16 protein-coding genes are annotated in these 14,625 nt (G+C 26.9%); 12 read left to right on the top strand and 4 right to left on the bottom strand.

Translation table 11 applies throughout. The annotated features are described in order from the left end of the window. The 4 genes from AMN81_RS06350 to rsmA form a co-directional block, all read left to right on the top strand. On the top strand, positions 1 to 1,748 hold a 1,748-nt coding region (locus AMN81_RS06350; protein ID WP_072090188.1), incomplete at its 5' end, for an LPS-assembly protein LptD. Then, the gene (locus AMN81_RS00420) at positions 1,748 to 2,686 is read left to right on the top strand and encodes a peptidylprolyl isomerase (RefSeq protein ID WP_072090187.1); all 939 of its coding nucleotides are present in this window, start codon (positions 1,748 to 1,750) and stop codon (positions 2,684 to 2,686) included. The genes AMN81_RS06350 and AMN81_RS00420, both read left to right, overlap by 1 nt. Next, positions 2,676 to 3,641 (top strand): 4-hydroxythreonine-4-phosphate dehydrogenase PdxA, encoded by a 966-nt coding sequence (locus AMN81_RS00415; RefSeq protein WP_072090186.1) that lies wholly within the window; start codon positions 2,676 to 2,678, stop codon positions 3,639 to 3,641. Before AMN81_RS00420 ends, AMN81_RS00415 begins: the two co-directional genes overlap by 11 nt. Beyond that, positions 3,638 to 4,423, top strand: coding sequence for a 16S rRNA (adenine(1518)-N(6)/adenine(1519)-N(6))-dimethyltransferase RsmA (rsmA, locus tag AMN81_RS00410; protein ID WP_023854995.1), 786 nt, complete (start codon positions 3,638 to 3,640; stop codon positions 4,421 to 4,423). Before AMN81_RS00415 ends, rsmA begins: the two co-directional genes overlap by 4 nt. On the opposite strand, the gene gmk is transcribed toward rsmA, so the two are convergent. From gmk to fabD, 4 genes are read right to left on the bottom strand one after another with little or no spacing between them, the layout of a single operon-like run. Beyond that, on the bottom strand, positions 4,412 to 5,044 hold the full coding sequence (gmk, locus tag AMN81_RS00405; protein WP_023854994.1) for a guanylate kinase: 633 nt from the start codon (positions 5,042 to 5,044) through the stop codon (positions 4,412 to 4,414). The genes rsmA and gmk overlap by 12 nt on opposite strands. Positions 5,045 to 5,052: 8 nt before the next feature. After that, on the bottom strand, positions 5,053 to 5,292 hold the full coding sequence (locus AMN81_RS00400; protein ID WP_072090185.1) for an acyl carrier protein: 240 nt from the start codon (positions 5,290 to 5,292) through the stop codon (positions 5,053 to 5,055). 48 nt (positions 5,293 to 5,340) lie between these two features. After that, positions 5,341 to 6,078, bottom strand: coding sequence for a 3-oxoacyl-[acyl-carrier-protein] reductase (gene fabG, locus AMN81_RS00395; RefSeq protein WP_072090184.1), 738 nt, complete (start codon positions 6,076 to 6,078; stop codon positions 5,341 to 5,343). Then, positions 6,075 to 7,001: an ACP S-malonyltransferase gene (fabD, locus tag AMN81_RS00390; RefSeq protein ID WP_072090183.1), complete on the bottom strand. Its 927-nt coding sequence runs from the start codon at positions 6,999 to 7,001 to the stop codon at positions 6,075 to 6,077. Before fabD ends, fabG begins: the two co-directional genes overlap by 4 nt. 87 nt (positions 7,002 to 7,088) lie before the next feature. Between fabD and rpsF the strand changes: the two genes are divergently transcribed. The 8 genes from rpsF (at position 7,089) to AMN81_RS00350 (ending at position 14,623) form a co-directional block, all read left to right on the top strand. After that, complete coding sequence (gene rpsF / locus AMN81_RS00385; RefSeq protein WP_072090182.1) at positions 7,089 to 7,442, top strand: 30S ribosomal protein S6; 354 nt, start codon at positions 7,089 to 7,091, stop codon at positions 7,440 to 7,442. A gap of 2 nt (positions 7,443 to 7,444) precedes the next feature. Continuing rightward, on the top strand, positions 7,445 to 7,717 hold the full coding sequence (rpsR, locus tag AMN81_RS00380; RefSeq protein ID WP_425304110.1) for a 30S ribosomal protein S18: 273 nt from the start codon (positions 7,445 to 7,447) through the stop codon (positions 7,715 to 7,717). A 1-nt stretch (position 7,718) separates the two neighbouring features. Beyond that, positions 7,719 to 8,177 (top strand): 50S ribosomal protein L9, encoded by a 459-nt coding sequence (gene rplI, locus AMN81_RS00375; protein ID WP_072090181.1) that lies wholly within the window; start codon positions 7,719 to 7,721, stop codon positions 8,175 to 8,177. 68 nt (positions 8,178 to 8,245) lie between these two features. Next, positions 8,246 to 9,664, top strand: coding sequence for a replicative DNA helicase (locus tag AMN81_RS00370; RefSeq protein WP_072090180.1), 1,419 nt, complete (start codon positions 8,246 to 8,248; stop codon positions 9,662 to 9,664). A gap of 21 nt (positions 9,665 to 9,685) precedes the next feature. After that, on the top strand, positions 9,686 to 12,082 hold the full coding sequence (locus AMN81_RS00365) for an efflux RND transporter permease subunit (protein ID WP_072090179.1): 2,397 nt from the start codon (positions 9,686 to 9,688) through the stop codon (positions 12,080 to 12,082). Beyond that, a complete protein-coding gene (locus AMN81_RS00360) occupies positions 12,082 to 12,627 on the top strand; it encodes a CvpA family protein (protein WP_072090178.1) in 546 nt (181 codons plus the stop codon). Before AMN81_RS00365 ends, AMN81_RS00360 begins: the two co-directional genes overlap by 1 nt. After that, on the top strand, positions 12,581 to 14,062 hold the full coding sequence (purF, locus tag AMN81_RS00355) for an amidophosphoribosyltransferase (protein ID WP_072090177.1): 1,482 nt from the start codon (positions 12,581 to 12,583) through the stop codon (positions 14,060 to 14,062). Before AMN81_RS00360 ends, purF begins: the two co-directional genes overlap by 47 nt. A 3-nt stretch (positions 14,063 to 14,065) precedes the next feature. Next, positions 14,066 to 14,623 carry an HD domain-containing protein gene (locus tag AMN81_RS00350; protein ID WP_072090176.1) on the top strand — a complete coding sequence of 186 codons (558 nt, stop codon included), beginning with the start codon at positions 14,066 to 14,068 and terminating at the stop codon, positions 14,621 to 14,623. Positions 14,624 to 14,625 lie beyond the last annotated feature (2 nt).

Below are 14,625 nucleotides of genomic sequence, written 5' to 3'. Positions count from 1 at the left end.
TAAAAGCAAAAAGTGTAAAAATAAAAGATCAATCCTCTTTTTTAAAAAAAGGAGTGTTTACTTCATGCAGTAAAGATAATGATTGCCCGCCATGGAGTATGTATGCTGAAGAAATTGAACATAATAAAATTAATAAAACAATTAATTATAAAAATGCTTGGTTAAAAATTTATGATAGACCAGTCGTTTATTTTCCAAAATTTTCTCATCCAGATCCTACTGTTGAAAGAAAATCTGGTTTTTTACCTCCAACATTTTCTAGCTCAAGAAACATTGGATCCTCAGTAACTATTCCTTATTTTCATGTATTATCTGAAAATAGAGATATGACATTTAAACCAAAAGTTTTTTTCAATAATGAAATTGTTTTGCAAAATGAATATAGACAAGAAAACAAAAATAGCAGCCATATAGCTGACTTTAGTATTGCTTCATCAGATTTTCTTTCATCAAAAAATACAACAAAATCACATTTTTTTTCAAATTCAAAGTTTGAGTTAAGCAATGACTTTTCTAATCAAAGCAATATTGAGATAAATTTAGAAAATGTGAGAAATGATGAATATTTAAAAGTTTATAAAATTGAAAGTGATCAAATTGACATTGATACAAATACGTTACATTCTTTCGTGTCATTTGATACTGAAAAAAATGATGTAGAATTCTATACTTCACTAGAAGTTTATGAAAATTTATCAAAGGATAAACAAAGTAGACATGAATTTATTTATCCAAACTATACTCTTCAAAAAAGAATTTTATCTGAAAAAGGTAATGATCTTGTTTTAAAATCGTATGGTAATCAAAGAAAATATGACACTAATATATATGAAGGAATTATTATAAATGATTTAGAATTTAATACTTTTTCACAATTTTCTAATAAAGGATTAGTTACCAACTACAAAGTATTATTCAAAAATACAAATATTGATGCAAAAAATTCAAATAGTCATAAAGACAAATTTGAACAAACATTATCCACTGTAATGCAATACAACATGGAACTACCTTTAAAGAAAGAAAGTAAAGAATTTATAAATAATTTTACTCCTAAAGTTGCACTTATGTATAGTCCAAATAAATCAAAAAACTTAAGCTCAGATAATCGAAGAATGGATACATCTAATATTTATTCTATAAACAGAATTGCAAATAATGAGACAGTTGAAGGAGGAGCTTCTTTAACTTATGGATCAATTTTTACTAAGATAAATAAAGAAAATAATCAAGATATCTTAAATTTTGAAATTGCATCGCTTTTAAGAATAGAAGAAAATCCTGATTTATCAATCTCAAGTTCAATTGGAAAAAAAACTTCAGATGTTTTTGGAAATTTAGAAATATATCCTGATGAAAATTTATCTCTTAAATATAATTTTTCTATAGACAATAATTTTGATAAGACAAATTATGATAGTATATCAACTAAATTTAAAATTAATAAATTTGTATCCTCTTTTGAATATTCTGATGAAAAAAATAATCTTATAAATGAAAGCTTCACATCAAATTCATCTTCTTTTGAAATCGATAAAAATAATAGTATTAATTTCAATGTAAGGAGAAATAATGAAAAAAGTGCTACTGAGTTTTATAATTTAATATACAATTATAAAAATGATTGTTTGCTTGCATCTATCAAATTTAATAAGGAATTCTACAAAGACTCAGATCTTAAACCAGAAAAAGAAATTTTCTTTACATTGAGCTTGATCCCATTCGGTGGTGTAACAACAGAAAATTAATGAAAAAAAAAATATTTTTTTACTTGTTAATAGTTTTTCAGTTATGCACTAAACAGTCAATTAGTTTTGAAAATAAGATAATTTTAAAAATAAATGATAAAATAATAACAACTTTCGATATTAAGCAGGAAGAAAAGCACTTATTAGTTCTAAATCCAAAATTGAACAATTTAGACCAAAATCAATTAAAATTTATAGCAAGAGATTCAATTATCAAAGAGAAAATAAAAGAAATTGAGTTAGTTAAATATTATAAAATAGAAAGTGTTTTGGATGACGCTAATTTAAAAAATATTATAAAAAATCTTTATCAAACTGCAGGTTTTCAGAAAGAAAAAGAATTTGTAAAATATTTAGAAAGTCAAAATCTTAAGTTTTCATCAGTAAAAAGAAAATTAGCAATTGAAATGCTCTGGAATAATTTAATTTTTGAAAAGTTTAATAATCGTGTTGTAATTGATAAAGTTGAGATGAAAAATAACATAGAAAAAGAAATAAAAAATTTAAGATTTACACGAGATATATTGCTATCAGAAATATTAATAAGAAATTCCAAGGATTTAAAATTAGATATTGTTTATTCAGAAATTTTAAAAAGTATAAAAGATGTCGGTTTTTCTACAACGGCAAATATTTTTAGTATATCTGATACAGCTAAAATTGGTGGCAAAGTAGGATGGGTGAAAGAAACTTCTTTATCAAAAAAAATACAACAAAATACATTTAATTTAGGAAAAGGACAAATAACAAAACCTATTAAAATTAACGAAAATTTTCTAATACTTTCAATTGATGATACAAAAATTAATAAACAAAAAATTGATAAAAATAAAATTCTTTCTAATAGAATTTCATATGAAAGAAATCAACAACTCGAAAGATTTTCTTTAGCATACTTTGAAAAAATAAAGCAAAATATTCAGATTAATGAATTTTAAACCCATACTAATTGTCCACGGAGAACCTAATAGTATTTTTTTGGAGATCTTTTTTAAAACAATTAGATATAAAAAATTTAAGAGTCCTTTAGTCTTAATTGGTTCATATAAAATATTAAAATTTCAAATGAAAAAATTAAAATTTAGAATGGATGTTAAATTAATTGATCCATCATTACTTAATAAAATAAAGTTTAACAACAAAACAATTAATATTATCGATATAAATTATAATAAAAATATAAATTTTCAAAAAATTAGCAGTAAATCTAATAATTATATAAAAGATTGTTTTGAAACATCATTTAAAATCTTAAAATCAGGAATAACGAATAAGCTAATAAATGGTCCTGTTTCAAAAAAATCATTCTTAAATAAAAAATTCTTAGGTATTACTGAATATTTAGCTAATAAAACTAAAGCCAATAATAATGTGATGCTTATTTATAATAAAGAATTATCTGTTAGCCCAATTACAACTCATCTACCTTTAAAATTGGTTGCAAAAAAAATAACCAAAAGAAAAATAATAAAAAATATAACTTTAATAGATAGTTTTTATAAAAAAAATTTTGGGTTCAATCCAAAAATAGCTGTAGTAGGTTTAAATCCACATTGTGAAAGTATTGATAAATTTAATGAAGATGAGAAAATAATAAAACCAACTATAAAATATTTATCTAATAAAAAAATTAATGTAAAAGGACCTTATTCGGCGGATACTGCTTTTTTAAAAAAAAATAGAGAAAATATCGATATAATTGTTGGTATGTATCATGATCAAGTATTAACACCTATTAAAACTTTATTCGAATATGATGCAATTAATATAACTTTAGGATTACCTTTTATAAGAATTTCACCAGATCATGGCCCAAATCAAACGATGCTTGGACAAAATAAATCAAATCCTCTAAGTTTAATTAGGGCGATTGAATTTTTGGATAAAAATTGATCAAAGCAAAAAAAAGTTTAGGTCAAAATTTTTTGATTGATAGAAATATTTTAGAAAAAATTACAAGCATAACAAACATCAAAAATAAAACGATTCTTGAAATTGGACCAGGCACAGGAAACCTAACATCATACATACTTAAGAAAAAACCAAAAAAAATGATTATAATTGAAAAAGATAATGTGCTTGCTACTAATCTTGAAAATAAATTTAATAATCAACTAACGATTATTAATGATGATGTTTTAAATGTAGATGAAACAATTCTTTTTGAAGAAAAAGTCATAGTTTTTGGTAACTTGCCTTATAATATTTCAACTGAAATTCTGAGTAAATGGATAATAAATTTAAAAGAACATTTTTGGTTTGAATGTCTGATCTTAATGTTTCAGAAAGAAGTTGCTGATAGAATAATTGCTGAATCTAACACCTCAAACTATGGAAGACTATCAATAATTTGTAATTGGAAACTAAATATAAAAAAAATATGCGATATAAAACCAAGTGCGTTTTTTCCAAAACCAAAAATAGATAGTTCCTTACTAATTTTTTATCCTAAAAAAAGTTATGTTAAAATTAAAGATCCAAATAACCTAGAAAAAATTACTAGAATTTTTTTTAATCAAAGAAGAAAAATGTTAAAAAAGCCTTTTAATCAACTTTTTAATGGCAATCAAAAAGTGCTAGATAAACTTAAAATTGATTTAACAATGAGGCCACAAAATATAAATTTAGATACTTATTACAAATTAGCTTGTGAATATGAGAATTTAAGAAGTTAGTTTATCAACATGGCTTCTAATATAATTTAAATCATAATCTTTAGAGCCATTATTTATTACTGCATTAATTAAATTAGTTATTTTGTTATAACACTCATTTAAATCATTATTTATAACTACATAATCATAATTTATCCAATGCAATACGTCTCTTTCAAATTGTTTCATTCTTTCTTCGGCCATTAATTTATCACTCGAATGTCGTTTAGATAATCTCTCAAACAAAACTTCTTTACTAGGAGGAAGTATAAAAAAAGTAATCAATTTATAATCTAATTTTTTATTCTTAATTTGATCAGCTCCTTGCCAATCAATATCAAATAGGACATTTGTTCCTTTATTTAATTTGTCTATAACTGGTGTTCTTGTTGTGCCATAAAAATTTTTGAATACTTTTGCGTATTCAAGAAACTCCTCATTTTTTATTAATCTTCTAAATTCTAACTCATCTACAAAAAAATAATCTATGTTTTGATTTTCGTTAGGTCTAGGCTGTCTAGTAGTGTGTGATATTGAGATTTCAAAATTATCTTTTTCAGATAACTTTTTAACAAGGGTAGTTTTCCCTGCTCCTGAAGGAGATGATAAAATTATCATTACCCCATCTTTGTCTGAGGGCATTAAGTATTCTAGTTAGCTTTTCCTTCGATAAATTTAACTGCATCACCTACAGTTAAAATTTTCTCAGCTTCACTGTCTGAAATTTCAGATCCGAATTCTTCTTCGAAAGCCATCACTAATTCAACCGTATCCAAACTATCAGCTCCCAAGTCGTCTATAAAACTTGATTCCTCAGTTACTTTCACTTCATCGATTCCTAAGTGATCTGCTACAATTTTTTTTACTTTACTTGAAACATCTTCTGACATGTTGATCCTTTTTGTTATAAATTGTTAATAGTTTAAAAAGCTATTTTGTCAAGCCATATACATGCCTCCATTAACATGTATTGTCTCTCCATTAATATAATTTGATTGATCAGAGCTTAAAAAATATACAGCATTTGCTATATCTTCAGGTTCTCCAAGTCTTGCTGAAGGTATTTTTGAAATAATAACCTCTTTAAATTTTTCATCAATTTTATCTGTCATTGCAGTTTTAATAAATCCTGGTGAAATACAGTTAATATTTATATTTTTTTTAGCATATTCTATTGCTAGACTTTTTGTCATTGCAACTATGCCTGCTTTAGATGCTGTATAGTTTGCTTGCCCCAAATTACCTGTATGTCCAACAACTGAGGTAATATTCACAATTTTTCCTGATTTATTTTTAAGCATTTTTTTAATTGCAAATTTACACATTAAAAACGTTGAGGTTAGATTGATATTTATAACTTTTTGCCATTCCTCTAAACTCATCCTTATTGCTAAATTATCTTGTGTTATACCTGCATTGTTAACTATGCAATCTAAAGTACCACCAAGTTCTTTAGTTGCGTTTTCAACAAATTCTTCAATTTTATCACTTTGTGAAATATCAAATTTTAATATTTTAATATTTCTATATTTTGCTTTTAGCTCATCTAGTTTTTCTACTCTTGTGCCTGAAGCTAAAATATTTGCACCTGCTTGATTTAATTTTTCAATTATTGAATTTCCAATTCCACCAGAGGCACCTGTAACAATTATATTTTTACCATTTAAATCTATCATATTTTTAGACCTTCAATATCGCTTTGACTATTAATTGTGTCAATTTTTACATTTCTATTAATTCTTTTTACCAAACCTGACAAAACTTTCCCAGGTCCAATTTCTATAAAATGATTTACATCATTTTCTATCATATTAATCACACTTTCTCTCCATCTAACTCTATTCTCTATTTGCTTAATCAAGAGACTTTTAAGCTCATCTGGATCTCTGATTTCATTAGCAGTAACATTTGAAATTAATTTATTTTGTCCATTTTTAAAATTAAGTTTATTTAATTCTTCTGTCATAATTTTTGTTGCATTATTCATCAAATCGCAGTGAAAGGGTGCACTTACTGGAAGTTTGATATTTTTTATTAAACTATCCTTTAAAATTTTAATTAAATTTTCTAAATCGTCTGTTTTTCCACTCAAAACAATTTGACCTTCAGAATTATCATTTGCAATTTGTGCTTTAAAATTTTCTTTATTTTCCATCAAAATTTTTTCAATCGCATCAACCGTTGAACCTAATACTGCAACCATTCCTCCCTGCCCTTTGGGCACAGAGTTTTGCATAGCATCTCCTCTTATTCTTAATATTTTTAAAGTATCTGAAAAATTGAGATATCCTGCACATGATAAAGCTGAATACTCACCTAAGGAGTGTCCGGCAAAGTATTTTGCTTTATTTAAATCTAATTTAAATTCATTTTTTGCTACATTAAATATCGAGTAACTTATTAAAAATATTGCTGGTTGTGTATTGGCTGTTAAATCTAATTCTTCCTTTGGTCCTTCTAGTATAAGCTTAGATATAGAAAAATTTAATGTGTCATCTGCCTGTTTAAAAAGATCTTTTACGATATTAAATTTATCGTAAAGCTCTTTTCCCATACCTACTATTTGAGATCCCTGACCTGGAAAAATTACAGAAAACATATAAAAAAAACTACTATTCTTGCCTTTTTAACTATTGTAATTAAACTTTTATAATAGTATATCCTCACTTTTTATTAAAGAACTTAAATGAATTTATACGAACATACTATTGTAGCTAGACAAGATACCTCGCCAAGTGAAATTAAGCAATTGACAGAAAAATATTCTAAAATTGTAGAAAAAAATGAAGGTAAAATTATTAAAACTGAAAATTGGGGTCTTTTGGACCTATCTTATTTAATAAAAAAAAATAAAAAAGGAAGCTATATTCACTTTAAAATTAAAGGAAAAGGGAATGTTATTGATGAACTTGAAAAAAATGAAGCTCTTGATAAAAAGTTATTAAGATATCTAACCGTTAGAGTTAAAAAATTTAACCTAGAAGAAAATTTTTTTACAAAAAAAGAATCTGATTTCAAAAAAGAGGAATACAAAAAATAATTATGGCAAAAAGACAAAGTGGAAATAAAAAAGGTAAACAAAGTAACTTTGCAAAATTAAGTATTTTTCAACCAAATAAATATAAGTTTAAAAAAACTTGTCCTTTATCTGTAAAAGATGCCCCTGTAGTTGATTATAAAAATATCAAACTTTTAAAAAAATACATGTCTGAAAATGGAAAAATTCTACCATCAAGAATTACTAACGTTTCTCAAAAAAAACAAAGGGAATTATCCGTTTCAATTAAAAGAGCTCGAAATTTAGCATTGTTATAATATGAAAGTTATTTTATTAGAAAACGTAAAAAGAGTTGGCTCTATTGGTGAAGTAATAGATGTAAAAAGAGGTTTTGCTAGAAATTTTTTAATTGCTAATAAAAAAGCTCTTTATGCATCAAAAGAAAATATAAAAGAAGTTGAAAAAATTAAATCTGAGTTATCTAAAAAAGATAACGAAAAGAAAAAAGAAGCCTCTGAAATTGCAGAGCAAATTAATGGTAAAGAGTATTTAGTCAAAAAACTAAGTACAGAAAATAATGAATTATATGGTTCAGTTAAACCAACTGATATTTCAAAAGTTATTCAAGAAGAAAACAAAATTGATATAAAGCCTTCGATGATACAACCAGTTGAAGAAATAAAAGCTTTAGGAAAATTTAAAGTTAAAATTTCTTTACACTCAGAAGTTGATGCTGAAATTACAATAAATGTTTCATCAGCTGATACAATTCAATAATTATACATTCTTTTCCCCAACACCAATTTGCAATATGATTTAATCAATTTTAATGTAAATTTATTTTCATGGAAAAAAATTTAAGTATAGTCAAAGAACAATTTAAAGAATTACCAAATAATATTGAAGCGGAACAAGCTGTAATAGGATCTATTCTTGTAAGTAACGAAATATTCGATGAAATAAGTACTATCATTGAAGCTACTAATTTCTATGATCCCATGCATCAAAAAATTTTTGAGTCTATGTCAAGTTTAATTTACAAAGGACTTTTAGCAAATCCAATTACTCTAAAAAATTATTTTGAAGATGAAAAAGATGATTTAAACATTCCTGAATACCTAGTAAAGGTAACTAAATTTTCTACATCAGTTAGGCAAGCAATAGAATATTCTAAAATTATTTACGATATGTTTGTGCGAAGAGAATTAATTAAAATTTCTGAACAAACTGTTGATGATGTTAAAGTAAACGACCTTGAAACAAATGGACAAAATATCATCGAGAAAACTGAAAAATCATTATTTGATTTAGCAGAGAAAGGTTCAGGTAGTTCAAATATAATGAAATTTGATCAAGCATTGAAACAAACTATTGATATGGCTTCTGCGGCTTACAAAAACGAAGGTGGTATTGTAGGTGTTCCCACTGGGCTTCGTGATTTAGATTACAAACTCGGTGGTTTACATCAATCCGATTTGATTATTATAGCAGGACGTCCTTCAATGGGTAAAACATCATTAGCAACTAACATCGCATTCAATGCAGCAAAGAACTTACAGGATAGTGGAAAAGAATCTACGATAGCTTTTTTTTCACTTGAAATGTCCTCTGAACAATTGTCTACAAGAATTATTTCTGAACAAGCAAGAATTAGCTCAAACGACATAAGACAAGGAAGAATTACCGATGAACAATTTGATAAGTTTTTAGAAACGTCAAAAGATATAGCCGATCTTCCTCTAATGATAGATGAAACACCAGCTATAAGTATTGCTGCTATGAGTAATAGAGCTAGAAGAATTAAAAGAAAAAGCGGTCTAGATATGATTGTGGTTGATTATATTCAGCTAATGAGAGGAACTACATTTAACAAAGATGGGAGAGTTCAAGAAATATCACAAATTACTCAAGGACTTAAAGCAATAGCCAAAGAACTTTCTGTACCTGTTGTGGCGCTTTCGCAGTTATCTCGACAAGTAGAACAGAGAGATGATCATAAGCCTCAATTAGCAGATTTAAGAGAGTCTGGTTCAATTGAACAAGATGCTGATGTTGTAATGTTTGTTTACAGAGAAGGATATTATTTACAAAGAAAAGAACCTAGAGAAGCAACTGTTGAGCATGCAGAGTGGCAAGCAAAAATGAATGAAGTTGCACATTTAGCTCAAATTATAATTGGAAAACAAAGACATGGTCCTATTGGTAATGTAACTCTGGAATTTGAGGAAAGATTTACAAAATTTAAGGATACTCAATTAAGCTAAATTCAAATATAAAGAGCTTGAATGAGAGCTCATTTTTATCAAAACATTATTCTTAAAAATCCCAAATCAATATTTGTATTATTAATTATTGCAATTTTAAGTTTTAGTTACTATTCAAAAGATTTTAGGCTTGATGCTTCATCAGAAACCTTATTAATAGAGGGTGACCCAGATTTAGCATATTTGAAAGAAGTCTCTGAAAGATATGGATCTAAGGAATTTTTAATTCTCACATATACACCAAATGAAGGAATGGCAACTGACTCATCAATTAATAACTTATTAAGTTTAAAATATAAAATTCAGAGCCTCAATTGGGTCCATAGTGTAATTACTTTATTGGATATTCCACTTTTAAATAATTCAGAGGCTCCTCTTCAAGAAAGACTAGAAAGCTTCAAAACCTTAAAAGATGAAGATGTTGATAGAGATCGAGGTTTTAAAGAAATTTTAAATAGTCCTGTTTTTCGAAATTTTGTCATTAGCGAAGATGGTAAAACTAGTGGAATTATTGTTAACATTAAACAATCTCAAAAATTAGAAGATATAGAAAATACGTCAAAAGAAGAAGTTGAGCTAATTAGAGATCAAATCAAAAAACAAAACCACCAGAATATTTTAGAAATTAGACAAGTTATTCAAAGTTATGGTGATGTTGGAAAGATTTATCTTGGAGGAATACCAATGATTGCTGATGATATGATGACTTTTATCAAAAGCGATATAATAGTTTTTGGTTTGGGAGTTCTATTATTTATAATTGCTACTTTATGGTTTGTTTTTAGAAATCTTCTTTGGATTATAGTTCCTGTAAGTAGTTGTCTTTTTTCTGTGATAATAATGATGGGATTACTTGGATTGCTAGGATGGAAAGTTACAGTGATCTCATCAAATTTCATTGCACTTATGTTGATTTTAACAATGGCAATGAATATTCATATGAGTACTAGGTTTCTTCAACTTAAAAAAGATTTTCCATCAAAAAATAATTTTGAAATTATTTCCTTAACAACTTCAAAAATGTTTTGGCCAATTCTTTATACTGTTCTAACGACAATTTTTGCTTTCTTATCTTTAATTTTTAGTGAGATAAAACCTATTATTGATTTTGGCTGGATGATGACTTTTGGTTTGATTACATCATTTATCATTACATTTACTTTACTGCCTACCCTTTTAAACTTTGCACCAACAAATAATATCTCAGTTAAAAAAGAACAAAAATCTAAAATCACAAATTTGCTTAGTTTAATTTCTATAAACAATAAAAACTCTATCCTCTTAGTAACCGGAATAGTTATAATATTTAGTATTATTGGAATAAGTAAGCTCGAAGTAGAAAATAGTTTTATAAATTACTTTAATAAGAATACTGAAATTTACAAGGGTATGAAGCTTATAGATGAAGAGCTAGGTGGCACCACTCCTTTAGAAGTTATTATAAAGTTTCCAAAAAAAGAAAAGGTAAAAAAATCTGGAGAAGATGATGAATTTGATGATTGGGGAGAAGAGGAAGATACTAATGATGAAAAATACTGGTTTACCAAAGATAAAATTGATCTAATTACAAATGTTCATAATTACTTAGATAGCTTACCTGAAATTGGCAAAGTTTTATCATTTTCATCAATTATTGAAGTAGCTACTCAATTAAATAATAATAAACCTTTAGGCACTTTAGAAATGGGAGTGCTTTACTCTAAAATTCCCGATAGTATTAAAACTGAAATCATTGATCCCTATCTTTCAATTAAAGATGATGAGGCTCGAATTAGTTTAAGAATTATAGACTCGCAAGAAAATTTAAGAAGAAATGATTTAATTAACAAAATTAATTTTGATCTAAAAGATAAATTTGGTTTAGAAGAGAAAGATTATAAATTAGCAGGTGTTTTAATACTATTTAATAATTTATTACAAAGTTTATTTAAATCTCAAATTTTAACATTAGGATTGGTTATGATTGGAATATTTTCAATGTTCATAATCTTATTTAGAAATTTTAAACTTTCATTGATTGGTGTTGTTCCAAATTTTATTGCTGCTTTTTTTATACTAGGAATAATTGGATTGTTAGGAATACCTTTGGATATGATGACGATAACGATTGCAGCAATTACAATAGGTATCGCAGTAGATAACAGTATTCACTATATTTACAGATTTAAAGAAGAGTTTAAAAAAATAAAGGATTACAACAAAACATTAAAAACTTGTCATTCAACTGTTGGCGTTGCTATACTAAATACTTCAATTACAATTGTTTTTGGATTTTCAATTTTGGTGTTATCGAAGTTTATCCCAACAATTTATTTTGGTGTGTTTACAGGACTAGCTATGTTATTAGCTATGATATCCGTATTGACTCTCTTGCCTGCATTAATTTTAATTGTTAAACCTTTTGGCAAATCATCTTAATGTTTGAAATCATAAAAGATTTTTATAAAGCAATATCAATAATTGATTTAATTTATTTAATTTTAACAATCCTTTCTTTGATAAGTTGTTACAAAAAAGGCTTCATTTTAAGTATTCTTTCAATGGCTAAATGGTTGCTGGCATACATAATTACATTAATTCTTTTTCCAAAAATTAAGCCATATGTAAAAGACATAATTGATAATGAGTATGTGCTCGATGTTGGTTTAGGAATAGTAATATTTGTAGTTGTTATCTTTTTAGTTTTATTAATTAATAAAGGAATCAGTAAAGCAGTCAGATATACAGGAATCGGTGGCTTAGATACTACATTTGGATTCTTTTTTGGTTTCATAAGAGCTTACATTATTTCTGTATGTATCTTTTCAGGTGTTCATATCGTTTATAATTATGATAAATGGCCAATTAATTTTGACAAATCATACGTCTTTCCATATTTAGAAAAAGGTAGTAGTTATCTGATAAAAGAATTTCCTAATGAAAAAACATATCAAGATTCTAAAGAAAAAATTACAGAGCTATAATCCAAGACTAAAGGAAGAATGTGGAGTTTTTGGTATTAGCAATGCCAAGGATGCGTCCGCTCTAACAGCACTTGGTCTTCATGCTCTTCAACACAGGGGTCAAGAAGGTTGTGGAATAGTTACTTTTGATGGAGAAAAATATTATTCTGAAAAAAGATTTGGCTTAGTTGGTGATAATTTCAACAAAGAAAAAGTGCTTAATAATCTTAAGGGAAATTATGCGATTGGCCATAACAGATATAGTACAACTGGAAACAACATATTAAGAAACATACAACCTTTTTTTGCTGATACCAATGCAGGTGGTATTGGAGTTGCACATAATGGAAATCTTACCAATTCAATAGCTTTGAGAAATAAACTCGTTGAAGATGGAGCTATATTTTACACTACTTCAGATACTGAAACGATTGTTCAATTAATTGCTAAATCAAAAAGACCAAAAACAATTGACAAAGTAATTGATGCAATTTTTCAAATCCAAGGAGGGTATGCATTAGTGATGTTAACGCAAAACTCACTAATTGGGGTTAGAGATCCTTATGGAATTAGACCGCTAGTAATCGGTAAGCTTGGAAATAGTTATGTCTTAGCTTCAGAGACTTGTGCATTTGATATTATTGGTGCTAAATATGTTAGAGAAGTTGAAAATGGAGAGATAGTTTTAATTGAAAATAATGAACTAAAAAGCATTAAACCCTTCCCTGCTAAAAAAGTTAGACCTTGTGTATTTGAATATATTTATTTTTCAAGACCAGACAGTCTAATAGGAGGGAAAACAGCTTACGAGCATAGAAAAAATATTGGTAGAGAACTTGCAAAAGAAAATGACACTGATGCTGATATAGTGGTTCCAGTTCCAGATTCTGGAAACGCTGCAGCTATGGGTTTTGCTCAAGAATTAAAAATGAATTTTGAGCATGGATTAATTAGAAATCATTATGTTGGGAGAACTTTCATTGAACCAAGCCAAAAAATTAGAAGCTTGGGTGTTAAACTAAAATTAAATGCTAATCAAACAACAATCAAAGATAAAAAAATTATACTAATTGACGACTCTCTTGTTCGAGGAACCACATCATATAAAATTGTTAAAATGCTTTATGATGCTGGCGCAAAAGAAGTACATGTTAAAATTGCATGCCCCGAAATAAGATATCCAGATTTCTATGGTGTAGATACACCTACAAAAAAAGAATTATTAGCAGCAAATAAAACAAATGATGAAATTTGTGAATATATTGGAGCTAAATCTTTAAGATTTTTATCAATAGAGGGATTGTATAAAGCTATTGGTTTTGAAAAAAGAAACGAGGCTTATCCTCAATTAACAGATCATTATTTCACGGGAGATTATCCTGTTAAATTAGTGGATGAATTAGGGGATAATAAAATAACTCAATTATCATTATTAAGTACAGGATCAAACAATTAAGTTATGAAAACAGTTAATTTTACTGAAATGAAAAATGGAACGAAGGAAGACTATGAGCTTCTTGAAAAATTTGAGAAAAACTTTGAAAGACAAACAGCTGAGAGAGTTTTAAATTATTTATCGAAACAAACTACAACTTTAGAAGGTTATAAAATCACCAGGCTAGAACACTCCTTACAAGCAGCAACAAGAGCTTTTAAAAATAAAGAAAGTGATGAAATGGTTGTTGCAACTTTACTACATGATATTGGAGATGATTTAGCACCAATGAACCATTCTCAATATGCTGCATCTATATTAAGACCTTATGTTTCAGAAAGAACTTATTGGATTGTTCTACACCATGGTCTTTTTCAAACTTACTACAGCGCTCATCATTTAGGTGGTGACAGAAATGCAAGAGATAAGTTTAAAGACCACAAGTATTATCAAGACACTATAGATTTTTGTGAAAAATATGATCAATGCTCTTTTAACCCTGATTACAAAAGTATGACTTTGGATGATTTTAAGCCATTAGTTAAAAAAATATTTGCAAAAGAACCTTATTATTATCTTTAAAT

The sequence above is a fragment of the Candidatus Pelagibacter communis genome (assembly GCF_001179845.1).
Lineage (GTDB): Bacteria > Pseudomonadota > Alphaproteobacteria > Pelagibacterales > Pelagibacteraceae > Pelagibacter > Pelagibacter ubique_Q.
The sequence above is the reverse complement of the archived record's forward strand: the minus strand, read 5'-3'. Positions and strand labels throughout refer to the sequence as shown.